The following is a 24,800-nucleotide window of genomic DNA, read 5'->3' as shown; positions in this document are numbered from 1 at the left end:
GGCTTCCCTGGCATCGCGGGATGGCTCAGGGCCATTGAGGGGCCCTCGATCGCGGGGTACGGCAGGCACCCAGGACCGCCCCCTGCCGGTACCTGGTCACGACGTGCGCACAGGGCCCCACCCGGTCACGACAGCTGTTCAGGTCGTCCGGAGTCGGCTCCCGAGAGCTGACCCCGTACGGCACCTGCCGCATCCCGACGCGGCAGGTGCTCCGGACTGCCGGGGTTACTGGTCGGACGAGAAGCGGACCGCACCGGGCGGCAGGGTCGCGTCGCACCACACCCGGGCGCCGTCACGCAGTTCGTTGTCCGCGCCCACGACCGCGCCGTCGCCGATGACCGCTCCCGACAGGGCGACCCGGGCGCCGATCCTCGCTCCCACGCCGATCAGGGACGAGGTGATCACGGCGCCTTCCTCGACCACCGCTCCCGCCAGCACCACACTGCCGTCGATGCGAGCCCCGGGGTGGACCACGGCGCCCTCGCAGACGACCGTCCCCCCGGTCAGCTTGGCGTCCTCCGCCACCGAGGCGGACTCCAGGACGAGGCGGTCACCGCACCGTCCGGGCACGGCGGGGGACGGAGCGCGCCCCAGCACCAGATCGGCCGAGCCACGGACGAAAGCCTGCGGGGTGCCCAGATCCAGCCAGTAGGTCGAGTCCACCATGCCTTGCAGATGAGCACCCGCCGCCAGTAGTTCGGGGAACGTCTCCCGCTCCACCGACACCGGTCGACCGGCGGGGATGGAGTCGATGACGGACCGGCGGAAGACGTAGGCCCCCGCGTTGATCTGGTCGGTGACGATCTCTTCCGGGGTCTGCGGCTTCTCCAGGAACGCGGTCACCCGACCACTGTCGTCCGTCGGCACCAGTCCGAAGGCCCGCGGGTCAGTGACCCGCGTCAGATGCAGGGACACGTCCGCGCCGGACGTCCGGTGGGTGTCCACCAGGGCTCGGATGTCGAGTCCGGTGAGGATGTCGCCGTTGAAGACCAGGACGGGTTCGTCCGGTCCGGACCGCAGTCGTTCGGCGACGTTGCGGATCGCTCCGCCGGTGCCGAGGGGTTCGTCCTCGGTGACGTACTCCAGGCTGAGCCCGAGTGAGGAACCGTCACCGAAGTACGGCTCGAAGACCTCGGCCAGATAGGAGGTCGCCAGCACGATGTGCTCGACCCCGGCGGCGCGTGCCCGCGCCAACTGGTGGGTCAGGAAGGGGACGCCCGCGGCCGGAACCATCGGCTTCGGCGTGTTGACGGTGAGTGGCCGCAGTCGTGTGCCCTTGCCTCCGACCAGGAGGATCGCTTCTGTCACCTTTGTCGTCTCTGCTTCCTGTTCAAGGCCGGAGTGTTCATCCGTTCGAGACCGGCAAGTCTATGCAGTGGATATGCCGTGGTTGGTACGTTTCCGGATTGTCAGCGTCCCTGGTAACCGGCCGAAGCGCTCCGGATGGCGCCGAGCTTGCCGTACAGGCGGGTGCCCGGGCAGTCGGTGACGAAGGCGTTCCGATGTCCGGCGATGACGTTGAAGCTGACCTTCTTGCCCTTGGCGTACTTGCCGCTCCCCCCTGAAGTCAGCGTCACCTTGGCCTTCGGGTTCCGCTTGAACAGCCCGAGCTTCCAGGCGGTCAGCCTGGCGACCGCGGTCACGGCTGCCGCGGGCGGATTGGTGTGACTGTATGTGCCGAGCAGCGCGATTCCCATGCTGTTGCTGTTGAAACCGAGCGTGTGTGCGCCGAGCACCGCTTTGGTCACGCCTCCTGCGCGACCTTCGTAGATGTTTCCGCACTTGTCGATGGCGAAGTTGTAGCCGAAGTCACGCCAGCCGCTGCTCACAACGTGGTAGCGGTAGATACTGCGAAGGACGGATGGCGCCTGCTTGCAGGTGTAACTGTTGCCCGTGGCACTGTGGTGGACGAATGCGGCTTTCACCGTCGATGTGTAGGCGAACTTCTTTTCCCGAAGCGACTCGTCCGCGCCCCAGCCCTTGCGGGTGGTGATCTTCGGACGGGGCCCGATGAACGGAGCCGCAGCCTCCGCTTTCGGTGCGGGCTGGGAGGTTTGCTGCGGCTGAACAGTGTCCACGCCCGCGGGCCTGCCCACGAGGTTCCACACGTCCGTGAGGTCGGGCAGGTACGACGTGCCCGGCACGGTGGCGCTACCCGGTTCGTCCTTGGCCCGCAAGACGCGCGGGCGTTCAGCGTCGGTCGCCGGCGGGTCGGCGCCGGGGTCGACGAGTTCGAGCCGCAGCCCGTCGGGCAGTGCCTCCGCATGCGGGGCGTCCGGCCGTACACGCACTTCGACGCCGTCGGACGCCCCGACCCACAGCGGAGCGGTCGCCCCTCGGGTGCGTTCCGATCTGGCCTCGGCCGTGTCCGGGTCGGCACCGTGTTCGTGGGTGTGCGTCTCCACGTCCTGCCAGGTCGACCACCGACCGGTGGTCAGCGTGCGAGTGCGTACCTGGACCGTGCCCGCGAGTTCGGCTGCCGGGTTCTCCCACACCACACCGACCAGCGAGAACGGGCTGATGCCCACGGTTCGCAGCTCCCGCTCTCCGGTGGGGGCCAGGGAGCGGTTCGTCGAGGGGGAAATCGGCAGGGAGCGGGTCGAGCCGGGTGTGTCGGGGGTCGGTTCGAACGCGGACCGACCCGGTGCGGCGTCGGCCGCGGTCGGCACGGAGGCGGGCGGGGGCGGCGCGGCCAGTGCGGGCATGGCCAGCGGGAGCGAGAGCGGAAGGACGAGCGCGGCTGAGGCCGCGACACCGATCGGGGAAGCCAGGAATCCACGCATACGGACGATCGTGGTCCGTGCTGCCCGACCTCGCTCGTCGGGAAACTGACAGCTCGTCGGTCCAACCGGAGTACGCCGTCACCGGTACGGCGGTACGGCGGTTCGGCCGCGGAGCGCTGCGCGTAGGCTTGCCGCGATGAATGCCAGCGACCTTACCCCTGCCGACCTGCTGCGATCCGCGCTCGCCGCGGACCCCACTCGTCCCTTGGTCACGTTCTACGACGATGCCACCGGTGAGCGCGTCGAATTGTCCGTCGCCACCTTCGCCAATTGGGTGGCCAAGACGGCGAATCTGCTTCAGGGCGACCTCGCCGCCGAGCCGGGTGACCGGCTCGCGCTGTTGCTGCCCGCGCACTGGCAGAGCGCTGTCTGGCTGCTGGCGTGTTCGTCCGTCGGCGTGCTGGTCGATGTGGGGGGTGACCCCGCGCGGGCCGATCTCGTCGTCAGCGGGCCGGACACCCTTGAGGCGGCGCGGGCCTGCTCCGGCGAGCGGGTGGCCCTGGCGCTGCGACCGCTGGGCGGCCGTTTCCCACAGACTCCGGCGGGCTTCTCGGACTACGCGGTGGAGGTGCCTTCACAGGGCGACCGCTTCGCTCCCTATGCTCCCGTCGACCCTGCGGGACCTGCCCTGTCCGTCAGTGTGGACGGAATCGATCTGAACGGTACGCAGGTGGTGGAGCGGGCGCGCGCCGATGCCGAGGCACTGGGGCTCAAGAGCGGCTCCCGACTGCTGTCCGGACTGGGCTACGGCGATTGGGCCGGTCTGTCAGCGGGGCTCTACGCTCCTCTTGCGGTCGGCGGTTCGGTGGTGCTGTGCCGCCATCTGGACCAACTGCCGCCGGACGGTCTCACCCAGCGGATCGACAGCGAACGCATCACCGACACTGCGGTATGACAACCCCTGGAGGGCCACCCATGTGGCCCACCCCCGGGCCGGGTCCCTCGGCCCGTGCCCTCAACTCCGTTAGATGATCGGCGAAACGCAACTCTCAACGCACAACCATGCGCGAGGTTCAGCCGTCTAGTCCTGCGATCGACGGTCCAGCGCGCCGCCGACGCCATGAAGGATGGACGCAGACGTGACCGACAATGCCGGCACGCCGACCGGATCGGACGGTCAGGCATCTGACTCCGATGCCGAGCGCGCGACAGATGCGGAGAACGACTCCGCGGCGGCCGGCAAGGACTCCCCGCCGTCAGGCGAGTCCGCCGCGCAAGCGTCGACCGATCCGACGCCAGGGCCGCACGGCTCGACCGATGCCTCGCCCGAAAGCCGGGCAGCAGGCCCGGAAGACGCAGAAGAGGCAGGCGAGGCAGGAGAAGCGGGCGCAGTGGGCGCTGAGCCCACCCCGGACCCCCGTACGGACACGGATTCCGACCGCGATACAGCTCCTGAGTCCGACGCAGATGCCAGCACCGACACCAACACCGGCTCCGACTCCGACTCCGACACCAACGCGGATGCGGATGCGGATCGGGAGGACACTGCCCCGACCGCCGAAGGCGAACGCCCCGGTGACCGGCCGGAAGCAGAGGCACCGGCCGAGGGGGCGGACGCCCCGGCCGCCCTGCTGGCCGTGGAACCCAAGGTGACCCCCGAGACGGCCGCGGTCCCCGACCCCTCCGGGGCGGAGGGCTCCTCGCCCCCCAAGCGCAAGCGCATCTGGTTGCGTTGGGCCGCGCTGGGCACCTCCATCGTCGTCCTCGCGGCCTCCGGTGCGGCCTGGTGGTTCTACACCAAGCTGGACGCCAACATCACCACCGACACCACGGCCGCCGCCGAACTGCGCACGTACGAGAAGGAGCGGCCCACACCACTGGTGCTCGACGCCCAGAACATCCTGTTGCTCGGCTCCGACACCCGTGCAGGCAAGGGCAACAGCAAGTACGGCCGCGACGAGGGCGGCAGCCAGCGTGCGGACACCGCGATCCTGCTCCACATCGCGGCGAACCGGCAGAGCGCGACGGCGATGTCCATCCCCCGCGATCTGATGGTCACGATTCCCAGTTGCCGCAAGGCCGACGGCTCGCGCACGCGCAAGCAGTTCGCCCAGTTCAACTGGGCCTTCATGTTCGGTGGCGCGGCCTGCTCGATCCGTACAGTGGAACTGATGACCGGGGTGCGGATGGACCACCACATCGTGGTGGACTTCCGCGGCTTCAAGAAGATGGTCGACGCGGTGGACGGCGTCGAGGTGTGTCTGAAGGAACCCATCGACGACAAGGCGGCCCGGTTGAAGCTTCCGGCCGGACACCAGACCCTCGACGGCGAGGAGGCGCTCGGTTTCGTCCGGGCGCGCAAGACGCTGGGCGACGGCAGCGACACCGAACGAATGGAACGCCAGCAACAGTTCCTCGGTTCGCTGGTGAAGAAGGTCAAGAGCAATGGGGTGCTGCTCAATCTGACCAAGCTCTATCCGGTGCTGGACGCGGCGACCAAGTCGCTGACCACTGACCCCGGCCTGGATTCCTTGCGGGACCTCTATGACCTCGCCCAGTCGGTACAGAGCATTCCGACCGAAAAAGTCCAGTTCCTCACCGTTCCCCGACAGCCTTATTCAGCCAATCGGAATCGGGACGAACTAGTACAACCAGATGCCCGGCAACTCTTCAAGAAGCTCCGCGAGGACACCCCCATCACGGTGCTTCCCCGTGGCAGTCGGGACGAGAGCGACAAGAAAGACAAGGCGAGTCGGAAGCCGGATGGAACGACGTCGGCGAGCCCTACTCCGAGCCCGAGTTTCACCGGTACAAACGCGGCGGAGGGCCTGTGCGGGTAAAGCAATGACCAAACTCTGCCCCACTCTCTATGTGGATTGGGTGGATTGCCCGGTTGTAAGCAGCGTGGAATTTGTCACGGGCGTCGACCCACGCTGAACTGGGCGGATAGTGTGGCGCGATCCGGTACTCCGGCCCCGCGTCGTAGAGCACTGCTGGATCGAGAGACGAGCGCCGTTCGGGGGGGAGGCGCTTCGCGTGGCAGCGACGGAGGATTCAGGCAACCGTGGATGCGCAGAGCCGTGGGCGGGCGGACGAGATCGACCCCGCCGACCAGTGGGTACTCAACCCGCAGACCGGCAATTACGAACTGCGATTGGATCAATCCTCAGCGCAGTCGTCGACCGCGCCGTCTGCCGGCGGCAGATCGAAGCCTCCGTCAGGTCGCGGCAGTCGTTCCGCCTCACGGACACCCGGGCCGCGCAGCGCTGAGGGCCGCAGGTCAGCGGGGGGACGGAGGAATTCGGCCCCGGCGAACGAGGTGCCCCCGCAGCGTTCGCGGCGCTCGGTCGACACCTCCGGCGGCGGTGGCGCGGCAGCCGCAGCGGGGCGTCGCAAGCGCAAGCAGCAGAAGTCGGGGAAGAAGAAGGCCCTGATGTGGACGGGCGGGGTCGTGGCCTTCGCCATCGTCGTCGGCGGTGCCGGAGCCTACTTCGTGTACTCCAAGCTGGACGGCAACCTCAACACCATCGACATCAAGGGCGCGGGCAGCGGCGGCTTCAAGAAGGACCAGGCCGTCAACATCCTGGTCATCGGAACGGACAAGCGGACCGGCGCGGGCAATCAGTCCTACGGCGACCGCAACAGCCCCGGGCACGCGGACACCACGATCCTCTTCCATGTCTCCAAGGACCGCACCAACGCGACCGCGCTCTCCATCCCCCGTGACCTGATCACCGACATCCCCGCCTGCGAGACCAAAACCGATCAGGGCACCAAGACCATCCCCGGAACGCCCAGGACCCGTTTCAACGAGAGCCTGGGGCAGTCGGAGCGGGACCCCGGCTGCACCATGCGGACCGTCAAGGAACTCACCGGCATCGAGGTCGACCACTTCATGATGGCCGACTTCAACGCCGTGAAGACGATGTCCGCCGCGGTCGGCGGGGTCGAGGTGTGTCTCGACAAGGACATCGACGACAAGAAGTCCAAGCTCAAACTCCCCGCCGGCAAGCATGTGCTCAAGGGCGAGGACGCCCTCGCCTTCGTACGCACCCGCCACTCCGTCGGCCACGGCGGCGACTTGAGCCGCATCGAGATCCAGCAGCAGTTCCTGAGCTCGATGATCCGCAAGATGAAGTCCGGCGACACGCTCACCAGTCCCACGAAGATGTGGGACCTGGCCAACGCGGCCACCAAGGCCCTGACCGTCGACACCGGCATAGGCAGCATCAAGAAGCTCCAGGACCTCGGTATGGAGCTGGCCAAGGTGAACCCCAAGAACATCACCTTCGTCACGATCCCGGTGCTGGACAACGCCGACGGCGCGACCGTCCTCCTCAACGAGAGTCAGGCACGACCGCTGTTCTCGATGATCCAGAGCGACACCTCGCTGACGGAGGTGGAGCAGAAGGAGAAGGACGCGAAGAAGAAGCAGCAGAACCAGTTGGCCGGCAAGAGGGCCCCGGTGGGCGATGTCCGGGTGAAGGTGTTCAACGGCAGCGGCACCCAGGGAGCGGCCGGCACCACACTCGACTGGCTCCAGAACCAGAAGCGGGTCCTGAAGTCGAGCAACGAGGGCAACGCACCGCAGAAGCTCCCCCGGACGATTCTGGAGTACGCACCGAACCAGGCGGACCAGGCCCGTACGCTCGCCGATCTGATGGGTCTGCCGGCCACGGCGCTCAAGCAAGGCACCAAGGACGCCCAGGGGCTCGAAGCGATGACGCTCACCCTCGGCGCCGACTTCAAGGGCGTAGGAGTGCCCATCTCCGGTCCGGCGAAGGCGCCGGAAGGAGTCAAAACCGTCGAAGCCGACAAACAGGTGTGTGCCAAGTGACAGGGGACTCCCCCGTCATACGCCATGCATGACAGGGGGACCAGTGCGACAAGAACGCGTGCGGGGAAAGGGGACGCGATCAAGCGTCCCGCACGCCCGCGATCGGGGCTGGGACGACAGCCTCTACGCGCACGACGGTACGCCGAAGGACGCTGAGGGTCGGGCCCGCTTGCGGCTCGACGACGAGCACGACGTGAACGGCGGCGCCCGGGCCGGTTCCTCCGCCCGCCGCCGCAAGGGTGGCAAACGCCGCGTACTGCGCTGGGTGGCCGCCGTTCTGTCGCTTCTGATACTCGGCACGGCGGCGGCCGGTTACCTGTACTACGAGCACCTCAACGGCAAGCTCAAGAAGGACGATCTGACCCTCGGCGGCAAGATGCCCGAGCACAAGGCGAACGCCGCCGGCCAGACCCCGCTGAACATCCTCCTGATCGGCTCGGACGCGCGGAACACCAAGGCGAACCAGAAGCTCGGCGGTGCCAAGAACACCTTCAACAGCCCGCCGCTCGCCGATGTGCAGATGCTGGTGCACCTGTCGGCCGACCGCTCGAACATCTCCGTGATCAGCATGCCCAGGGACACCCTGGTGAAGATTCCCAGGTGCGTCGACCCCGACAGTGACAACGTCTACCCCGCCACCGGGCTGAAGGCGGCGAACGAGTCACTCGGCCGTGGGGGCCCGGGCTGCACGGTCGCCACCTGGCACCAGTTGACCGGCATCACCATCGACCACTTCATGATGATCGACTTCGCCGGCGTGGTCTCGATGGCGGACGCCATCGGCGGAGTCCCCGTCTGCGTCGACCAGAACATCAGATCCCGCAACAGCAGGGGCCAGGGTTCGGGCCTGACCCTCACCAAGGGCACCCACCCGGTCAAGGGCGAGCAGGCCCTCCAGTGGCTCCGTACGCGCTACGGGTTCGAGGACGGCACCGACCTGGCCCGCACCCGTGCCCAACACATGTACATGAACTCGATGGTCCGGGAGTTGCGGCGCAACACCAAGCTCACCGACCCCAACAAACTGCGCAAGCTCGCCGAGGCGGCGATCGGTGCGCTCACCGTCGACGAGGGCATCGACTCGGTGAAGAAGCTCTACGACATCGGCAATCAGCTCAAGAGCGCACCGACCGGCCGGATCACGATGTCACGGGTACCGAGCCGGTACTCGGAACTGCCCGGGTTCCAGGGCAAGGTGGAGCCCATCCCCGGCGAGGCGGAGCAGCTGTTCCGGCTGGTTCGCGAGGACATTCCGCTCGACGGCAAGGGTGTCACCGCACCGAAGCCGAAGCCGACGCCCGTCTCCCAGGACCCCGCAGCCGCGCCCGCGGAGATGGCGGTCAGGGTGCAGAACGGAACCGGCACCGACAGCCAGGCGCCCAAGCGCGGTCGGGCCGCCGAGATCTCCACCCTGCTGCACGGCAAGGGCTACACCAAGGCGTACACCGACCAGACCAGGAATCCGCAGGCCGAGACCGTCGTCCACTACGGCGGCCCGGAGTTGGAGGGTGACGCACAAGCGGTCGCCAAGGCCCTGGGACTGCCGGTGACTTCGGCGAAGAAGTCGACGGACGTCACCGGGATCGCCGTGGTGGTGGGTGCGGACTGGCGCGAGGGCGATGTCTATCCGAAGAAGGAAGCCCCGAAGGACAACACCACCCCGTCCGAGGCCAAGGCGCTGCGGGGCGACGACGAGAGCGCCTGCATGAAGGTGCAGCCGGGGTACACCTGGTAGGAGGAAAACGCAGGGGCCCGGGTGCTCAGCACCCGGGCCCTCTTTGCTGTCTTCTGCCCCGTCCGACCCGCACGCGGTCCGGCACGAGGGGTACGGATCAGGCGGAGGCGGTCCGGACCGCGGGGCGGCGGCTGGCGATGACCTTCTTCGCCAACGATCGCGGACTGGTCAGGAAGCCGAAGCCCCACGACATATGCATGGTCGCGAGGGCCACCGGAATCTGGAGCCGCGCCTTCAGCGGCAGCCCCTTGCCCGCGGGCATCGAACCCGCGACGATCGCCGCCAAATAGCCACCGGGGACCACGAACCCCCAAGGGGTGAGCGCGGCGCCGACGAGGGTGCCAGCCGCGATCGCACAGACCGCCGTCGGTGGGGCCAGATAGCGCAGATTGATCGAGCCCTGGTGGTAGCGGGCAACGACATGGCGCCAACGACCGTAGTCCTTGTACTGCTTGGCGAGGGCCCGCACGGAAGGCCGCGGACGGTACTGGACGCGCAGTTCGGGCGAGAACCAGATCTGACCGCCCGCCTCACGGATGCGGAAGTTCAACTCCCAGTCCTGGGCGCGGATGAACTCCTCGTTGTAGCCGCCCTGCTGCTCCAACGCCTCGCGTCGGAAGACGCCGAGGTAGACGGTCTCGGCGGGGCCTGCGGCGCCACCGGTGTGGAAGGCCGCGTTGCCGACACCGATCTTGGAGGTCATGGCGGCGGCGACGGCGTGCTCCCAGTCGTTCTCACCCTCCGCGTGCATGATCCCGCCGACGTTCTGGGCTCCGGTCTCCGTCAGGAGCCGCACAGCGGTGGCGATGTAGTTCGCCGACAACATCCCGTGCCCGTCGACGCGTACCACGATCGGGTGACGTGACGCCTTGATGGCGGCATTGAGCGCGGCCGGCGTGCGCCCGGTGGGGTTGGGGACGGTGCTGACGCGGGGGTCCTCGCGGACGAGCTCGGCGGCGATCTCGTCGGTGCGGTCCGTGGACGGTCCGAGCGCGATCACCACCTCCATTTCGCCGTCGTACTCCTGCTCAAGGATGTGGCGGACCGAGTTGCGCAGATGCCGTTCCTCATTGAGGACCGGCATGATCACGGAAACGGGAGGCGTGGCGTTCATCGCCTGCCACGTTACCGCGAATGGGGGATGTGGAAGCGCGCCGGGCGAGCCGGTGCTGTTGACCGCAGATCGTATGGGCCTACGGTGTGCTGGATTCCCCCTACTGGTCCACTCTTGTCCCCCTCGTCCGCCCTGTTCACTTCGTCCGCCCTGTTCACTTCGTCTGCCCTGTTCGCACTGCTCGCCCTGTTTCCAGAGATCTCGCAGCTTTCTTTCCGTTCGCCTCCATCACCCCGTCGCTTCCTTGGTCCCCGTGTGGGGCGTGCAGCCGGTCGTCGCACGAAGGCGCTGTCCGTTCGATGCCGGGCTCGGGGACCCGGTCGATCGTGGCTCGATCACTCGTTCGCCCCGTCACGTCCCGCTCTCGCCACCCGCGGAGGTGTCCCCCTCGTGCCCATGCCGCCCCCTTCCCCGCGTCCCCGACCACGTCCAGGGCCTCGGCCCCGGACCAGACGGCCGGTGATCCGGCCGCGCTGGGGGCTGCGGATGGCGACCACCCTCTCCATGTTGGTGCTGGGGGCCGGCGGCATCGGGCACGGGCTGATGAACGGGCTGGACACCGGGATCAGCCGGGTGGACCCCTTCCGCGACATGAAGAACCGGCCCGAGGCCGGGCACGGCATGAATCTGCTGCTGGTGGGCACCGACGGGCGCGACCGGATCACCGCGGAGGAGAAGGAGAAGTACCGGCTGGGCGGGGCTCCCTGCCATTGCACCGACACGATCATGCTGGTGCACATCTCACGGGACCGGAACCGGGCGAGCGTGGTGAGCCTGCCGCGCGACAGCTATGCGGAGATCCCCGCACACACGGACCGCAACAGCGGCAGCACCCATCGTCCGCACCCGGTGAAGCTGAACGCCGCCTATGCGGAGGGCGGGCCCGCGCTGACCGTGCGGACGGTCGAGCAGCTCACCAAGGTCAAGATCGATCACTATCTGGAGGTCGACTTCACCAGCTTCATGAAGACGGTCGACGCGATGGGCGGGGTGGAGATCTGCACCACGCAACCGATGAAGGACTCCTACACCGGGCTCGACCTGGCAGCCGGCTCCCATCGGCTCGACGGCGGCGAGGCCCTCCAGTACGTGCGCTCCCGGCATGTCGACGGCGCCTCCGACCTGGGCCGGATGCAGCGACAGCAACGGTTCCTCGCCGCCTTGATCAAAAAGGCGACCGGCAGCGGGGTGCTCCTCAACCCGGTGAAGTTCCGCCAGGTGACCTCCGCCATGCTCGGCTCCGTACGGGCCGACAAGGGGTTCGGCACCGATGAGATGCTGGCGCTCAGCAGGGCGATGCGCGGCTTTTCAATGTCCTCGTCGGAATTCGCATCGGTGCCGATCGGCTCGATGGGCCCCATCGACGGCGTCGGCTCCGCGGTGCGGTGGGACCAGGCCAAGGCGCAGCGACTCTTCCAGATGCTCCGTGAGGACAAACCGCTCTCACGGACTCGCTCGAAGGGGAAGAAGGCGAAGCTGGTGGATGTCTCACCCCAGCAGATCCGGGTGCAGGTCTACAACGGAACGCGCGCCGAGGGCCTGGGACGGAAGGTGGATGCCGCGCTGAGGTCCACGGGCTTCGACACCACGCGCGCCCCTCTCAACGGCGCCGCGGCGGAGGTGGACCAGACGGTCGTCTCCTATGACCCCCGCTGGGACCGATCGGCGCTCTCGCTGGCCACGGCGCTGCCCGGATGCCGGATGCAGCCGGTGCCCGGACAGGGACGGACGCTCAAGGTGACGGCCGGGAGCGACTACCAGGGTGTTGTGCCGGTCCGGGCGCAGGACGCCTACCAGGGCGAGTTCGGTGCCGTCACCGGCGATCAGGTCGTGTGCCCCTGAGCATGGCCGGGGAGCGCCCCGTCATCACCGCACCCGGTCAGTCCTCGATGCCGTCGGCGGCCCGCTTCTCCCGGAGTTCCATGATCGCTCGGCGACGGGCCAGGCGATGGGTGCGTCGGATCTGGGCCTCCTGGTAGCGCCGGTTGTCCCGCTCGGTCTCGGGCATCACGGGCGGTACGGGCCGGGGCTTGCCGTCCGCGTCGACGGCCGCGAAGACGAGGTAGGCGGAGCCGACCTGCTGCGCGGGGGTCGATTCGTTCCACCTCTCGGCCAGCACCCGTACGCCGACCTCCATCGAGGATCGACCGGTCCAGTTCACCTGGGCCTTCACATGCACCAGGTCGCCGACCCTGACCGGCTCCAGGAAGACCATCTCGTCCATGGAGGCCGTCACGGCGGGTCCGCCCGAGTGCCGCCCCGCGACCGCGCCCGCGGCGTCGTCCACCAGCTTCATGATCACACCGCCGTGCACGGTCCCGAGGAGGTTGGTGTCCGAGCCGGTCATGATGTGGCTGAGAGTGGTACGGGAAGCCGAAGTCGGCTTGCCCGGTATATCGGGGTCGGTGCGCTGGGCCTGGTCTGTCATGCCCTCCACCCTAAGCGGGACGTTTCACCAGGTCTCGCGCGGGCGAACCCGACCGTACGGAGACGTCGGACGCAGGGGACCTTGCGTTCTCCCTCCGTCGGGCCCTCGGAAGCACACGGTGGGCACCCAGGGCTTCCCGGGCGGTACGGTGGACCGCTGGGGTGGGTGAGGCTGGAGCGCGGTGCGAGCAGAGCGAGACGAGGCCACCCGGCCCACGTGCTGCGACCAGGCCCGTAAACCTTCCTGGTGCAATGCATCAGCTTGGCAACAGGCCCGGCCCGATTCCTCTTCCACCCTGTTGGTGCCGGCCCGACCCCCGGCACACTTACCGGCATGAACGATTGGCCCGAAGGATACGGACGCGGCAGCCAGGGCTCCCAGCCCGAAGGCGCTCGCGCGATGCGCCATGTGCAGCGACGACCGGTCCCGCAGCAGCAGTCGCAGGGACATGACGACGGTCATAACGCCCCGTACGACAGCGGCTACAACACGGGCCAGGTCTATGGCTCCCCGGCCGGACGGGCGAATCGTCAAGGTCCCCAGGGCGGTCAGCCCGCGTACGGCGGACAGGGCAACCAAGGGGGGTACGACAACCACCAGGGCGGCTACGGCAACGGTGCTCCCCCGCCGCCGCCCGCCGGCCCGCCGCGTCCCGCACCGGACTGGAGGCGCCGGATAAAGATCGGGTCGCTGGTCCTGGTCGGCTCGCTCCTCGTGGTCTCGATCGGCACCTACTTCTGGGCCGATTCCAAGATGAAGCGCGAGGTCGATCTCGCCAAGGTCATCGAGAGACCGAGGGAGAACGACTGCACGACCTATCTGATCGTCGGCTCCGACAGTCGAGAAGGCATGTCGGCCGAGGACAAGAAGCGGCTGCGCACCGGTTCCGCCGAGGGCAAGCGCACCGACTCGATGATGATCCTCGCCGAGTGCTCCAGCGGAAACACCATGATCTCGCTGCCGCGCGACTCCGACGTGGAGATCCCGTCGTTCAAGGGCTCGGAGTCGGGCAAGCTGTTCGAAAACACCGGCCGGCGGGTGAAGTTGAACGCCGCGTACGCCGAGGACGGTCCTGAGCTGCTGGTGCGCACGATCGAGCACAACACGGGTCTGCGGATCGACCACTACGCGGAGATCGGTTTCGCGGGCTTCGCGCAGATCGTGGACGCGATCGGCGGGGTGGAGCTGGACATCCCCAAGGCGTTCAAGGACAAGAAGTCGGGAGCTGACTTCCAGGCGGGCAAGCAGACGCTCGACGGCGAGCAGGCGCTCGCGTTCGTACGGACCCGCTATGCGTTCGGCGAGGGCGATCTGGCGCGTACGAAGAACCAGCAGAAGTTCCTGGCCGCGCTCGCCAGCCAGACGGCCACCCCGGGGACGGTCCTCAACCCGTTCAAGCTCTATCCGGTGATGGGTGCGGGGCTGGACACGGTCGTCGTCGACAAGGAGATGTCGCTCTGGGACCTGAGCCAGATGTTCTTGGCGATGAAGAGCGTCACGGGCGGCGACGGCAAGTCGATGAACATGCCGATCTCGGGTAACCGCGGTGGCAATCTGGTCTGGGACAAGACCAAGGTGAGCCAGTTGGTCAAGCAGATCCAGAACGACGAGAAGGTGACGGTGTCGGGCAACTGACCGACTGACCGTTCGCGGGCCCGCCCTACCGGGGCGGGCCTTTGCATGTACTGGACGGCGCGTCGATCGAGGAACGGTCCGCGCCCCGGCAGCATCTCGCCTTGCCCGGAGCGCAGTTACCATCGCACGTCTCTCAGTCGCCCTCAGTCGTCCTCAGTCGTCCTCAATCGTCGCTCGGACGGCGTGACGGCCGTTCACCGAGGCCGTCGGGCGGCGACTGCGCCTGCCGGGCGATCACCGCCCTGAGCTCATGGCAGGCGGCGGCGAGTCGAAGGTCCTCATCGTGCGGATCGGTGAACTCGAAGCTGTGGCCGCCGGGATGGAGAGCGAAGAGGGAGCACACCTCGTTCTGGGCAGCCGACTCACGGAAGTGGGCTGCCGAACGGGCATCGCCTGGGGCGGCGTTCGGTCCTGATGCCCGGCCACGGGCGGAGCAGTCGGGCTGGATGACCACTAATTCGGGCGTGTCGCCCTCGGCCCAGAGCGCCCACATGTCCCCGCTGTCGGGGTCGTCGAGTTGCCATACGACGTCGTAGTGCCAGCCGGTCGCATGCGCCTCCAACGGGCAGCAGAGGACCGTCTCCAACGCCTCGGGGTCACGCGCCGCGGGAGTGGCGTCCAGGACGAGCGACACCAGGCCCAGGGGCATCACCGCCCGCGCCCCACACATGCGTCTCTCCTCGCGGTTCGTTCGATCCGTCATGTCAAAGCTCCCCATCTGCTCATGGCATTGGCCTGCGCAACGTCCGCACTCATCGCGTCCGAGGCCCTGGCAGGAGCGAGGTCCTCGACCCGAGCCGCCCACTCCCGCCCACCGTTGAGCGGCCGAACCCGGTACTCCGGCCCCACGTGCCCCATCACCTGCCCCACCCGCTTGCAACAGGCATCCCGCACGATGTCCCCCGCCCGTGGCTCGTACGGGTGCTCCCGCGCACCCGTCTCGGCCAGGTCTTCCATCTGTTCGTGGGAGATGCCATTGCCGTTCATGGCCAATTACCACCCTTCGCCAACGAAATTCTGCCTGTGTGTAATCAGATGAACACGGATTGCCATGTGCTTGCTGTGCTTGAGCTGCGGCCGTTCGAGTGCGAGCCATCGGAGGAGCCTGGATCAGAGTGCGAATCATGAGGTCATACGCATGAGCGATGAAGTTTCCTCAGAGAAATCGAATCCCTTGCACTCCTCGACCGAAAGGCCGAGCGACCACCCCGGGCCGACGAGGGGAACGCGGCAGCATAAGGGGAGGAGCGGGGGCAGCCAGATCGAGCGGGGGACCCGAGCGGGCGATTCGCCACGGCAGTCCCTCCACCACCTCGCCGGAGCAATCCGGTAGATCTGGTCTGCGCCCTCGTGGACTCTGCGCCCTGATGGACTCTGCGCCCTCGTGGACCTGGGCGCTCTACGCCGCCCCGGCCAGCACCACACCGAACACAGCTACCCAGGGATTTCCCATGCTCGCTAGTGCGCCTTCCCCCTTCAGGGCGAGGGCCGCTGTTTCAGTCTGGCTCAGGACTGTTCCCGACCCTCGACTCTGATGTGCCGTCACAACAAAGCTTGTGCAAGTTGGCGCAAGCCACTCGACACCGGAGGCAGCCATGGCACTGCGGTTCATCGGGATTGATCCGGACACCGGGCAGCAGGGCTCCCCCACCGTATGGGTGGACGAGGAAAAGGGAGAGTTGGTGCTCCAGGGCTGGAAGCCCGACGAGAAGCTGGAAGCGGAGTGCGCAGCGTTCGAGGTTCTCGGACACACTCCGGGCATCCCGCCGCACGAAGCCGTGATTCGGATTCCGGCCCGTATGGTGCCGATACTCAGGAAGGCGTGCGATGTCGCAGAACGAGCCGGGTTTTGACGAACTGCTGGCCGCAGCCGAGCACTCGGCTGTGCACCTGGAGCTGCGCGACTGGTACGGCGTTGGGGACGAGGCCAGGGATTTCGAGACCTGGAAGCGCACGGGCCGACGCGACATAGATCCCGCATCCACCTACTGGGCGCCGTGGGTCGATTTGATGCGCAGCACCGTGGCCCGAGGCGTGGCCGTCCGCCGCGCCCGAGTCGTATCGGAACCGGTATCGGACTACATCCGCTATGAGCATGCCGGCAGCACGGTCAATCTTCATGCTGGGGAGCAGATCCGCTGGCTTCCGCGGCGGCAGGCTTCGGACATCGCACTTCCCGGAAACGACTGCTGGGTGTTCGACGGCAAGATCGTTCTCTTCAATCACTTCTCAGGGGATGGGAACTGGTCTGAGCCTGGCTGGGAGGTTCGCTCCGAACCCGCTGTGGCACGACTGGCCTCCGCTGCATTCGAGGCAGTCTGGGAGCGCGGTGTCCCGCACGAGAAGTTCACGGTCTGAACTGACGGAACGAAGAGCCCACTCATGTCTGCGTCCCCCTCGTCCAGCGCCCAGGCCGCCCGCGAAGCCATCGCCGCGCGCCTCGGGGGGCTGCGCAAGGACGCGGAGCTGACCGGGCATGAGTTGGCTCTTCGGTGCGGCTGGAGTCCCGCGAAGTCCTCACGCATCGAGCGGGCCAAGACACCTGCATCGGCCGCTGACATCCGCGCCTGGTGCAAAGCATGCGGAGCTGAAGACCAGATCGACGACCTGATCGCCGCGAACCGCCAAGCCGACCAGATGTACGTCCACTGGCAAAAACTGCACCGCCACGGCATGCGCCGGGCGCAGGAAGAAGTCGTCCCCCTGTACGAGCAGACCCGCCACTTCCGCGTGTACTGCTCGAACGTGATGCCGGGCATGCTCCAGACCGAGGCGTACGCGGCAGCCCTGCTATCGACCATTGCCGTCTTTCAAGGCACCCCTGACGACTCGGAGACGGCGGCAGCGTCCCGGATCGAACGCTCGCGCGTGCTCCACGGCGGCAACCACCGCTTCGCGCTGCTGTTGGAAGAAACGGTGCTCCGCTACCGAATCGGCGACGCTGCGACCATGGCAGGACAGCTTGGCTATCTGTTGGCGGTCATGGCTCTCCCGAATGTGAGCGTCGGGGTCATCCCGTTCACTGCGCAGCGGCTCGTCTGGCCGTTGGAAGCCTTCTACCTGTTCGACGGCCGTCAAGCGAGCGTGGAGTTGCTGACGGCCGCGGTGAACGTCACAGCGCCCAGCGAGGTTGCCACCTACACCAAGGCGTTCTCAGAGCTGTCCAAGCTCGCTTCCTACGGCGCTCCCGCCCGGGCTCTGATCTCGGAAGCGATTACGTCTCTCGGTTAGTTCGTGTGCAAGTCGGTGCAAGAATCTGGATACCGGGGAGACACCCTCCTAACGTCGTCTTCACACCGAGTGACTGCGGGCAACGCACAGTGTGTATGTGTGTTGAGGGGGCGGCATGGCGAGGACGAAGAACGCAAAGGCACCGGAGCTACGGTCGTACACGGGTCGCGAACACCGCCGAATCCCCTGCGCATGGCAACCCTCAGTTCCCCGAAACCGCTACGTACGTGCACCTTGCCCCTGGGGGACATCGAGTCCGGAACTGCTGTGCCCGCCTGAGTAGTCGAAGCAGCGAAGGAAGCCCTGGCTGATGGTCGAGTGGCCTCGGCCCAGCTCAGTGGCGATCTACCGGACGATCGCCCTCTGACTCAACCCGTCCGCGAGGAGATGAGGGGTTCCTCCGACTCCCGGGCTTCCCGCCCATACCGGAAGAGTCGGAGGAACCCCGTTGAAGGCCCTCGCCGAGCGGATGGTGGCCGCTACGGCAGGTTCCTTACCATCACGATCCGCTGGATCTGGTTCGTGCCCTCGTAGATCTGGGTGCTTTACCGACCATACGGTTCTGACCTGCACGGACACCCCTCCCTGGAGGGGTCTCCCCAGTATTTCCCATGATCGTCGGCAGTCAGCCCTGGTAAGCGCCGTAACAGAGGCGCCACCACACGCCGCGCGGCAGACGAGCGGGCTCGTGGCGGGTTACGCGGTTTCTTGTTCCATCAACCGTGATCGCTTGACCCGCGCACCTCACCCTCGGGAGCATCGAGCCACACGCGGGGTGCTGGCAGCAGCACGCGAGGGGGAACCAGGACCATGAAGGTCACCAAGCTGATCAGCACGTGCGACATCAAGGACTGCCCGACGATCTACGCGACGGATCGCGGCACGTTGCTGGTGCAGGGCGAGACTCCGACCGATCACGGGCTTCAGATTCCCGCTCACGAAACCCTCGTCGAGATTCCGGTGGAACTGATCCAGAAGGCAATCCGTGACAACCTCATCTAGGACCCTCGGCGACCTCTTCGACGCGTTCGAGCGTGAGGCGTTCAGGCTGGAAACCCTGGACGACTACAGCAGGTCCGGGAACGTCGACGCCTATCACGCGTTCCTGGCCGGGGAACCGCAGCCGGACGACTACAACGCGGGCTGGGTCGAAGAACTCCGCTCACACACCGGAAAAGGGAAACGAGTCTACCGGGTTCACATTCTGAGGCGCCCGCTCACTGACTATCTTAGGTTCGAACTCGGGTGGGGGTATCAGAAGAACATGTCAGGGGGTGAGGAGTTCTTCATGCTCGACATCACCGATAGGCCGAACCCCCTAGAGAACGTACCTGATTTCTGGCTCTTCGACTCCGAGTCCGTGGCCGTCATGAATTACGACGGCACCGGAAAGTACCTGGGTTCCGAAGTCCTGCCGCCGGAACGCGCGCCGGAATTCGCCGGGCACCGTGACTTGGTACTGGCGCACGCGGAGCCGTTCACCGAATGGTGGGCCAAGCACGGGGCGTGAACAGGGCACAGCTTGGGGCCGCGCTGCGGGCCCTGCGAGTGGCATCCGGCAAGGAAGCCAAAGCAGTGGCCCGCAGCGCCCTCATGTCTCCGTCCAAGCTTTCCAAGATCGAGAATGCCAAGCTCGCGGCCAGCGCGACGGACGTAGAGCGCATCCTGACCGCCATCGGCGTCTCGGACGAGGTGAAGGCGGAGTACACCGAGGCTGCGCGGGCATCGGCAACGGAAGCGACGGCATGGCGCCTGTTGAAGCGCATCGGAGTCCACAAGGGCCAGCAAGCCGCCAAGGCCCTTGAGGCCCAGATGTCCACGCTCCGGCTGTTCCAACCGGCCCTGGTGCCGGGGCTGCTCCAGACACCGGAGTACATCCGTGCCGTCCTCCAGCGGCATGATCTGAGTGAGGACTCTCTCTCCCGGACGATCAACGGCAGGCTTGAACGTCAAGCGGTCCTCTACGACAACGCCAAGTCGCTGCGGTTCGTAATCACAGAACCTGTCCTGCGGTGGCGCATTGTCCCGCCACAGATCATGGCGGCACAGCTCGACCGAATCGTTTCCTTTTCCCGCCTGCCTCATGTGGACATCCGCATAGTCCCGTTGCGGATTCAGCAGCGCGACATTGCGAATCATGCGTTCGTCATCCGTGACGATCGAATGGTCACGGTTGAGACCGTCCACGCTGAGGTAGTCGTGACGGACCCAAGGGACGTTGGCCTCTACGTCGAGAAGTTCGAGAGATTCGAACGAGTGGCATTGTCAGGTGACCACATGCGGGGTCTGGTCGAAGGTATCCGCGATGACTTTTTGCGGGAACAGGAAACAGGCTAGAGCCGCATCCGTGGCCCGCCGAAGATGGCGCCATGGAGAGCGAAGAGAGAACTTCCGATCCTGGAACCCACACGACAGCACGAACGTGCCTGTCGGAGCCACCTCGTGAGCCGTCACCCAAACCCGGTTGCGCTGACTGCCTGTCCATATCGGTAGCCCGCGCGAACGCGCGCTCCACGTTCGACTACAGCGCCGTATCCAACGCCAACGTACGGATGCGCCAGCACCACGCAGAGGCGCACGCGTCATGAACAAGGAACAGACTCAAGGCTCTTCGCCGACCGCCCCCTGATGAGCATGCGGGTCCCTCGCGACTCAGGGCAGACCTGGGGCCGGAGCAAGCCGTGGCCACGACGGACGATCTTCCGCCGTTGCTCACAAGCGCTTGGCCGCCATGCGAGTGCTGGCGCTGCACGGAAACGCGGCCAAGGTTCCGGACGCTGAAGTCTCTCCCTCTCCTCCCTTGAACTCCCGCCCGGAATGGGCGGCGGCGGTCAGCCATGGCCGCGATTAGTTGAGCAGGAAGGTGCAGTAATGCTGAACGGAACCGACCTGTATGGGCTCGACATCGGCGGGGCCTCGTTCGTGAAGGCGTGCGGCGGCCCCTGTACCGAGGGGTGCGTGACCCTGGCCCGGATCGGCGACGACGCCTGGGCCCTCGGCGACAGCAAGCGGCCGGACGCGCAGCCGCTGCGGTTCACCACGGAGGAACTGGACGCGGCCGGGATCGACCCGGCGCGGTTCGGCCTGAACGTCTGATCCTCCCTCTCCGTCAGCCGGGCCGGGTCTATCCCCCGTCCCTGGGCCCGTGCCCGTGCCCGGCTGGCACTTCTCGAAACGGGAACGACTCGTGCACCACCACGGCTATTTGTGGACCGGCCCGAAAGAGCGCTTCGACGACGAGGCCCTACGGCGGCCCCCTCATCCCGATCCGCCCCCGGCCGGAAGCAAGCCGGAACTGATCCAGAGGTATCGGGAGGTCACGGCGGAGTTCCCGAACGTTGGCCTACCGCCCCTCGAAACGGCGTACTGGCTCATCAAGCCCCGTTCCTTAGTTCGTGGCACGTGGGAAGAGGCGAAGGAGGCGGCAGTCTGGCTCGGGGAGCGGCTGGCCGACCACGCGCCCCGGTTCGCTTCCGAGAGGGAGCGGGAAACGACTCATCTGGCACAACTAGTGAACGCGGCTGCGGCACAACTGCACTCGGGCGCTGATGTGTCGTACGGCTTCTACCTCGAACGTCCCTCGTATCTGTCCCTGGCAGTGGTGACGTGCGCCCCGAATCGTTCCCATTCTGAACTGGCTTGCCCAGTCGAGTAGTCGAATCAACAAAGAAGCCCCGGCCCTTGCTTCCGTTCCAGTGGTCGTTGCAGCACCCCAGTTCAAGGGGTGCGATGGACTTCAAGATCCGGGAGAATCGGGGACCAGAGGGCGGTGGCCGTCTGCTGCTGCTCCCACAAGTGGTTGACCATGCTCGCGCCGGAGGTGATCCCGGAGGTGGTGTGGGTGGCGAGGAAGCGGCCCAGAGACTTGTCAAGGACGTGAAGCGCGGCCCGGAGCACGGTTCCCTTCCCCCTGCGAGCACAAGAGCACGGCCGGGCGGCTGACGACTCGGGAAGTCCTGGCGATGCTCGACGGGGCTCCGCCCCCGTACAGGGCCGTGCTCTGGCAGATCGACTTCAAGCCAGAGGTACTACGCGTCGATTTCCAGATCGCGGAGGATGGCGAATCCGAGTCCGGCAAGAACAGCGCACTACACCGACGCCACATCAAGGCACGCGACGCAGAAGAGCCGGGGCGTGTCGTGCCACTGCCGCCCAACGTGGCCTTCGATACTGCGGAGACACATCAAGAACCAGGGCGTGTGGGGGTGGCCTGAGCAAGGCCATGGCTACGGCCCCCGGCATGATGCCGGGGGCCGTAGTGTTTGTGCAGCTCAGAGGTGGTTTCAGTCCCAGTGTCAGCCCAGGATTTCCCCAGTATGACGCCCAGGATCACCCCGGAACGGGCTCGAACAGACCGGAACCCGAGCCAGCTTCCCTGACCGGGCCACAGGGTCACTGACCTGCAAAAACCCTGCTACGGCAGGTTCCTCGCCATCACGATCCGCTGGATCTGGTTCGTGCCCTCGTAGATCTGGGTGATCTTGGCGTCGCGCATCATGCGTTCCACCGGGTAGTCGCGGGTGTAGCCGTAGCCGCCGAGCAGTTGGACGGCGTCCGTGGTGATCTCCATGGCCGCGTCCGATGCGTAGCACTTGGCCGCGGCGCCGAAGAACGTGAGGTCGGCGTCCACCCGCTCGGACTTGGCTGCCGCCGCGTAGGTGAGCTGGCGGGCGGCCTCCAACTTCATCGCCATGTCGGCGAGCATGAACTGGACGCCCTGGAAGTCGCTGATCGGCTTGCCGAACTGCTTGCGCTCCTTGACATACCCCTTGGCGTAGTCGAGGGCGCCCTGCGCGATGCCCAGTGCCTGGGCGGCGATGGTGATGCGGGTGTGGTCGAGGGTCTTCATGGCCGTGGCGAAGCCCGTGCCCTCCGCGCCGATCATGCGGTCGGCGGGGATGCGGACGTTGTCGAGGTAGACCTCGCGGGTCGGGGAGCCCTTGATGCCGAGCTTCTTCTCCGGTGCGCCGAAGGAGACCCCGGCGTCGGACTTCTCGACCACGAAGGCGGAGATGCCCTTGGAGCGCTTGTCGGGGTCGGTGACGGCCATCACCGTGTAGTACTCGGAGACGCCCGCGTTGGTGATCCAGCGCTTCACGCCGTTGAGGACATAGGAGTCCCCGTCGCGCACCGCACGGGTCTTCATGCCCGCCGCGTCCGAGCCCGCGTCGGGTTCGGAGAGGCAGTACGAGAACATCCCGTCGCCCTTGGCGAGCGGGCCGAGGTAGCGCTTCTTGAGGTCCTCCGAACCGGAGAGGACGAGGGGGAGCGAGCCGAGTTTGTTGACGGCGGGGATCAGCGAGGACGAGGCGCAGACCCGGGCCACCTCCTCGATGACGATGACGGTGGCCAGCGCGTCGGCGCCGGCGCCGCCGTACTCCTCGGGTACGTGGACCGCGTGCAGGTCGTTGGCGGTGAGGGCGTCCAGCGCTTCCTGCGGGAAGCGGGACTCCTCGTCAACGGCAGCGGCGTGCGGGGCGATCTTGGCCTCGGCCAAGGCGCGGATGGCGTCCCGGAGCATGTCGTGCTCCTCGGACGGGCGGTATAGGTCGAACTCTGAGCTCCCGGTCGATCCGGCCACGTTCTGTCACTCCCCAAAGAAGCTAACTACCGTTAAGTAACCTATTTTAGTGGTGCCTCTCCCCCCGGCGTACGTGAGCTACGCGACAGGGGCAAAGCTGCCCTCGGAGGTGCCCGACTATGCTCGGGTCGCGTCCCTCAGAGCTGTTTGGAGCACCCATGGCCCTCAAGATCACCGTGATCGGCACCGGCTACCTCGGGGCGACCCACGCCGCGGCCATGGCGGAGTTGGGTTTCGAGGTGCTGGGGCTCGATGTCGTTCCCGAGAAGATCGAGATGCTCTCCGCCGGCAGAGTGCCGATGTACGAGCCCGGTCTGGAAGAGCTGCTGGCCAGCCATGTCGTCGGCATCGAGGGATCCAGTGGACGGCTGCGCTTCACAACGTCCTGGGAGGAGGTCGGCGAGTTCGGCGATGTCCACTTCGTCTGTGTGAACACCCCGCAGAAGCACGGAGAGTACGCCTGCGACATGAGTTACGTGGACGCCGCCTTCTCCTCGCTCGCCCCACAGTTGAAGCGCGGCTCCCTGGTCGTCGGCAAGTCGACCGTGCCGGTCGGCAGCGCCGCTCGGCTGGCGAAACTGCTGGCAGAGCAGGCGGCCGAGGACGTCGAGCTGGCATGGAATCCGGAGTTCCTGCGCGAGGGCTTCGCCGTGCAGGACACCCTGCGCCCCGACCGGATCGTCGCCGGTGTGGCGAGCGAGCGCGCGGAGAAGCTACTCCGGGACGTGTACGCCACGCCGATCTCCGAGGGGTCCCCGTTCGTGGTGACGGACTTCCCGACCGCCGAACTGGTGAAGACCTCGGCGAACTCCTTCCTCGCCACCAAGATCTCCTTCATCAACGCCATGGCCGAGGTGTGCGAGGCCGCCGACGGTGACGTGGTGAAGCTGGCGGAGGCCATCGGCCACGACGAGCGCATCGGGTCCAAGTTCCTGCGGGCCGGGATCGGCTTCGGGGGCGGCTGTCTGCCCAAGGACATCCGGGCCTTCATGGCGCGTGCCGGCGAGTTGGGCGTGGACCAGGCCCTCACCTTCCTCCGGGAGGTCGACTCCATCAACATGCGTCGCCGCGGGCACATGGTGGAGCTCGCCCGGGAGTCCGTGGGCGGCGGGTCGTTCCTCGGAAAGCGGATCGCGGTCCTGGGCGCCACCTTCAAACCCGACTCGGACGACGTACGCGACTCCCCGGCCCTCAATGTGGCCGGGCAGATCCACCTCCAGGGGGGCCAGGTCACCGTCTACGACCCGAAGGGCATGGCGAACGCCGAGCGCCTCTTCCCGACCCTGGGGTACGCGGAGACGGCCCTGGAGGCGGTGCGCGGTGCGGACGCGGTGCTGCACCTGACGGAGTGGCGTGAGTTCCGTGAGCTCGACCCGGCGGAGCTGGGCGAGGTGGCGAGCGCACGGATCGTGCTGGACGGGCGCAATGCCCTCGATCCGGTGAAGTGGCGCGAGGCGGGCTGGACGTACCGCGCGATGGGGCGTCCGACCGCTTGATCCCCCCGTTCGACACCGGG

At 66.9% G+C, this 24,800-nt stretch carries 23 protein-coding genes; 15 read left to right on the top strand and 8 right to left on the bottom strand.

Going from position 1 to position 24,800, the window contains the following annotated elements; translation table 11 throughout:
* Positions 1 to 225 precede the first annotated feature (225 nt).
* Together ACFXJL_RS13850 and ACFXJL_RS13845 are read right to left on the bottom strand one after the other, a co-directional pair.
* The gene (locus tag ACFXJL_RS13850) at positions 226 to 1,308 is read right to left on the bottom strand and encodes an NDP-sugar synthase (RefSeq protein WP_358880055.1); all 1,083 of its coding nucleotides are present in this window, start codon (positions 1,306 to 1,308) and stop codon (positions 226 to 228) included.
* Between the two features lie 101 nt (positions 1,309 to 1,409).
* Complete coding sequence (locus tag ACFXJL_RS13845; protein WP_384692062.1) at positions 1,410 to 2,783, bottom strand: peptidoglycan recognition protein; 1,374 nt, start codon at positions 2,781 to 2,783, stop codon at positions 1,410 to 1,412.
* A 136-nt stretch (positions 2,784 to 2,919) separates the two neighbouring features.
* Here ACFXJL_RS13845 and ACFXJL_RS13840 point away from each other — a divergent pair, with 136 nt between their 5' ends.
* The 4 genes from ACFXJL_RS13840 to ACFXJL_RS13825 all read left to right on the top strand — a co-directional run bounded on the left by ACFXJL_RS13840 (position 2,920) and on the right by ACFXJL_RS13825 (position 9,295).
* Positions 2,920 to 3,678: a TIGR03089 family protein gene (locus ACFXJL_RS13840; protein ID WP_329019842.1), complete on the top strand. Its 759-nt coding sequence runs from the start codon at positions 2,920 to 2,922 to the stop codon at positions 3,676 to 3,678.
* A 184-nt stretch (positions 3,679 to 3,862) separates the two neighbouring features.
* Positions 3,863 to 5,563 carry an LCP family protein gene (locus ACFXJL_RS13835; RefSeq protein WP_384692059.1) on the top strand — a complete coding sequence of 567 codons (1,701 nt, stop codon included), beginning with the start codon at positions 3,863 to 3,865 and terminating at the stop codon, positions 5,561 to 5,563.
* A 224-nt stretch (positions 5,564 to 5,787) separates the two neighbouring features.
* The gene (locus ACFXJL_RS13830) at positions 5,788 to 7,560 is read left to right on the top strand and encodes an LCP family protein (protein ID WP_384692056.1); all 1,773 of its coding nucleotides are present in this window, start codon (positions 5,788 to 5,790) and stop codon (positions 7,558 to 7,560) included.
* Positions 7,561 to 7,588: 28 nt separating this feature from the next.
* The gene (locus ACFXJL_RS13825; protein ID WP_384640379.1) at positions 7,589 to 9,295 is read left to right on the top strand and encodes an LCP family protein; all 1,707 of its coding nucleotides are present in this window, start codon (positions 7,589 to 7,591) and stop codon (positions 9,293 to 9,295) included.
* 97 nt (positions 9,296 to 9,392) lie between these two features.
* Here ACFXJL_RS13825 and ACFXJL_RS13820 read toward each other — a convergent pair whose 3' ends face one another.
* Positions 9,393 to 10,409: a glycosyltransferase family 2 protein gene (locus ACFXJL_RS13820; RefSeq protein WP_358880050.1), complete on the bottom strand. Its 1,017-nt coding sequence runs from the start codon at positions 10,407 to 10,409 to the stop codon at positions 9,393 to 9,395.
* 486 nt (positions 10,410 to 10,895) lie between these two features.
* Here ACFXJL_RS13820 and ACFXJL_RS13815 point away from each other — a divergent pair, with 486 nt between their 5' ends.
* Complete coding sequence (locus ACFXJL_RS13815; protein ID WP_358880049.1) at positions 10,896 to 12,251, top strand: LCP family protein; 1,356 nt, start codon at positions 10,896 to 10,898, stop codon at positions 12,249 to 12,251.
* Positions 12,252 to 12,288: 37 nt separating this feature from the next.
* Here the strand turns inward: ACFXJL_RS13815 and ACFXJL_RS13810 are convergent, their stop codons facing one another.
* Positions 12,289 to 12,837 carry an acyl-CoA thioesterase gene (locus ACFXJL_RS13810; protein ID WP_329019852.1) on the bottom strand — a complete coding sequence of 183 codons (549 nt, stop codon included), beginning with the start codon at positions 12,835 to 12,837 and terminating at the stop codon, positions 12,289 to 12,291.
* Positions 12,838 to 13,170: 333 nt separating this feature from the next.
* Here ACFXJL_RS13810 and ACFXJL_RS13805 point away from each other — a divergent pair, with 333 nt between their 5' ends.
* Complete coding sequence (locus tag ACFXJL_RS13805) at positions 13,171 to 14,472, top strand: LCP family protein (RefSeq protein ID WP_358880048.1); 1,302 nt, start codon at positions 13,171 to 13,173, stop codon at positions 14,470 to 14,472.
* Positions 14,473 to 14,635: 163 nt separating this feature from the next.
* Here the strand turns inward: ACFXJL_RS13805 and ACFXJL_RS13800 are convergent, their stop codons facing one another.
* Together ACFXJL_RS13800 and ACFXJL_RS13795 are read right to left on the bottom strand one after the other, a co-directional pair.
* Positions 14,636 to 15,175, bottom strand: coding sequence for a hypothetical protein (locus ACFXJL_RS13800; RefSeq protein ID WP_384692050.1), 540 nt, complete (start codon positions 15,173 to 15,175; stop codon positions 14,636 to 14,638).
* Positions 15,172 to 15,459 (bottom strand): hypothetical protein, encoded by a 288-nt coding sequence (locus ACFXJL_RS13795; protein WP_358880046.1) that lies wholly within the window; start codon positions 15,457 to 15,459, stop codon positions 15,172 to 15,174. Before ACFXJL_RS13795 ends, ACFXJL_RS13800 begins: the two co-directional genes overlap by 4 nt.
* A 608-nt stretch (positions 15,460 to 16,067) precedes the next feature.
* Between ACFXJL_RS13795 and ACFXJL_RS13790 the strand changes: the two genes are divergently transcribed.
* The 8 genes from ACFXJL_RS13790 to ACFXJL_RS13755 all read left to right on the top strand — a co-directional run bounded on the left by ACFXJL_RS13790 (position 16,068) and on the right by ACFXJL_RS13755 (position 21,358).
* On the top strand, positions 16,068 to 16,325 hold the full coding sequence (locus ACFXJL_RS13790) for a hypothetical protein (protein WP_384692047.1): 258 nt from the start codon (positions 16,068 to 16,070) through the stop codon (positions 16,323 to 16,325).
* On the top strand, positions 16,300 to 16,830 hold the full coding sequence (locus ACFXJL_RS13785) for a DUF6879 family protein (protein WP_384692044.1): 531 nt from the start codon (positions 16,300 to 16,302) through the stop codon (positions 16,828 to 16,830). The genes ACFXJL_RS13790 and ACFXJL_RS13785 overlap by 26 nt, the downstream gene beginning before the upstream one ends.
* Positions 16,831 to 16,854: 24 nt before the next feature.
* Positions 16,855 to 17,703, top strand: coding sequence for a helix-turn-helix transcriptional regulator (locus tag ACFXJL_RS13780; RefSeq protein ID WP_358880043.1), 849 nt, complete (start codon positions 16,855 to 16,857; stop codon positions 17,701 to 17,703).
* A gap of 810 nt (positions 17,704 to 18,513) precedes the next feature.
* Positions 18,514 to 18,705, top strand: a complete 192-nt coding sequence (locus ACFXJL_RS13775; protein ID WP_384692041.1) for a hypothetical protein — start codon at positions 18,514 to 18,516, stop codon at positions 18,703 to 18,705.
* Positions 18,689 to 19,213, top strand: a complete 525-nt coding sequence (locus ACFXJL_RS13770; RefSeq protein ID WP_384640367.1) for a DUF6879 family protein — start codon at positions 18,689 to 18,691, stop codon at positions 19,211 to 19,213. The genes ACFXJL_RS13775 and ACFXJL_RS13770 overlap by 17 nt, the downstream gene beginning before the upstream one ends.
* Positions 19,210 to 20,040, top strand: coding sequence for a helix-turn-helix domain-containing protein (locus tag ACFXJL_RS13765; RefSeq protein ID WP_384692038.1), 831 nt, complete (start codon positions 19,210 to 19,212; stop codon positions 20,038 to 20,040). The genes ACFXJL_RS13770 and ACFXJL_RS13765 overlap by 4 nt, the downstream gene beginning before the upstream one ends.
* A gap of 534 nt (positions 20,041 to 20,574) precedes the next feature.
* Complete coding sequence (locus ACFXJL_RS13760) at positions 20,575 to 20,799, top strand: DUF397 domain-containing protein (RefSeq protein ID WP_383537361.1); 225 nt, start codon at positions 20,575 to 20,577, stop codon at positions 20,797 to 20,799.
* A 91-nt stretch (positions 20,800 to 20,890) separates the two neighbouring features.
* Positions 20,891 to 21,358 carry a hypothetical protein gene (locus tag ACFXJL_RS13755; RefSeq protein WP_384692167.1) on the top strand — a complete coding sequence of 156 codons (468 nt, stop codon included), beginning with the start codon at positions 20,891 to 20,893 and terminating at the stop codon, positions 21,356 to 21,358.
* A gap of 62 nt (positions 21,359 to 21,420) precedes the next feature.
* On the opposite strand, the gene ACFXJL_RS13750 is transcribed toward ACFXJL_RS13755, so the two are convergent.
* A complete protein-coding gene (locus ACFXJL_RS13750) occupies positions 21,421 to 21,600 on the bottom strand; it encodes a hypothetical protein (protein WP_384692036.1) in 180 nt (59 codons plus the stop codon).
* 517 nt (positions 21,601 to 22,117) lie between these two features.
* Positions 22,118 to 23,284, bottom strand: a complete 1,167-nt coding sequence (locus ACFXJL_RS13745; protein ID WP_358880040.1) for an acyl-CoA dehydrogenase family protein — start codon at positions 23,282 to 23,284, stop codon at positions 22,118 to 22,120.
* Between the two features lie 158 nt (positions 23,285 to 23,442).
* On the opposite strand from ACFXJL_RS13745, the gene ACFXJL_RS13740 reads away from it, so the two are divergent.
* Entirely contained in the window at positions 23,443 to 24,780 is a 1,338-nt protein-coding gene (locus tag ACFXJL_RS13740; RefSeq protein WP_358880039.1) for a UDP-glucose/GDP-mannose dehydrogenase family protein, read from the top strand.
* The last annotated feature ends 20 nt before the right edge of the window (positions 24,781 to 24,800 follow it).

The organism is Streptomyces sp. NPDC059256, from assembly GCF_042753785.1.
Lineage (GTDB): Bacteria > Actinomycetota > Actinomycetes > Streptomycetales > Streptomycetaceae > Streptomyces.
This window is presented reverse-complemented; position numbering and strand designations above follow the sequence as displayed.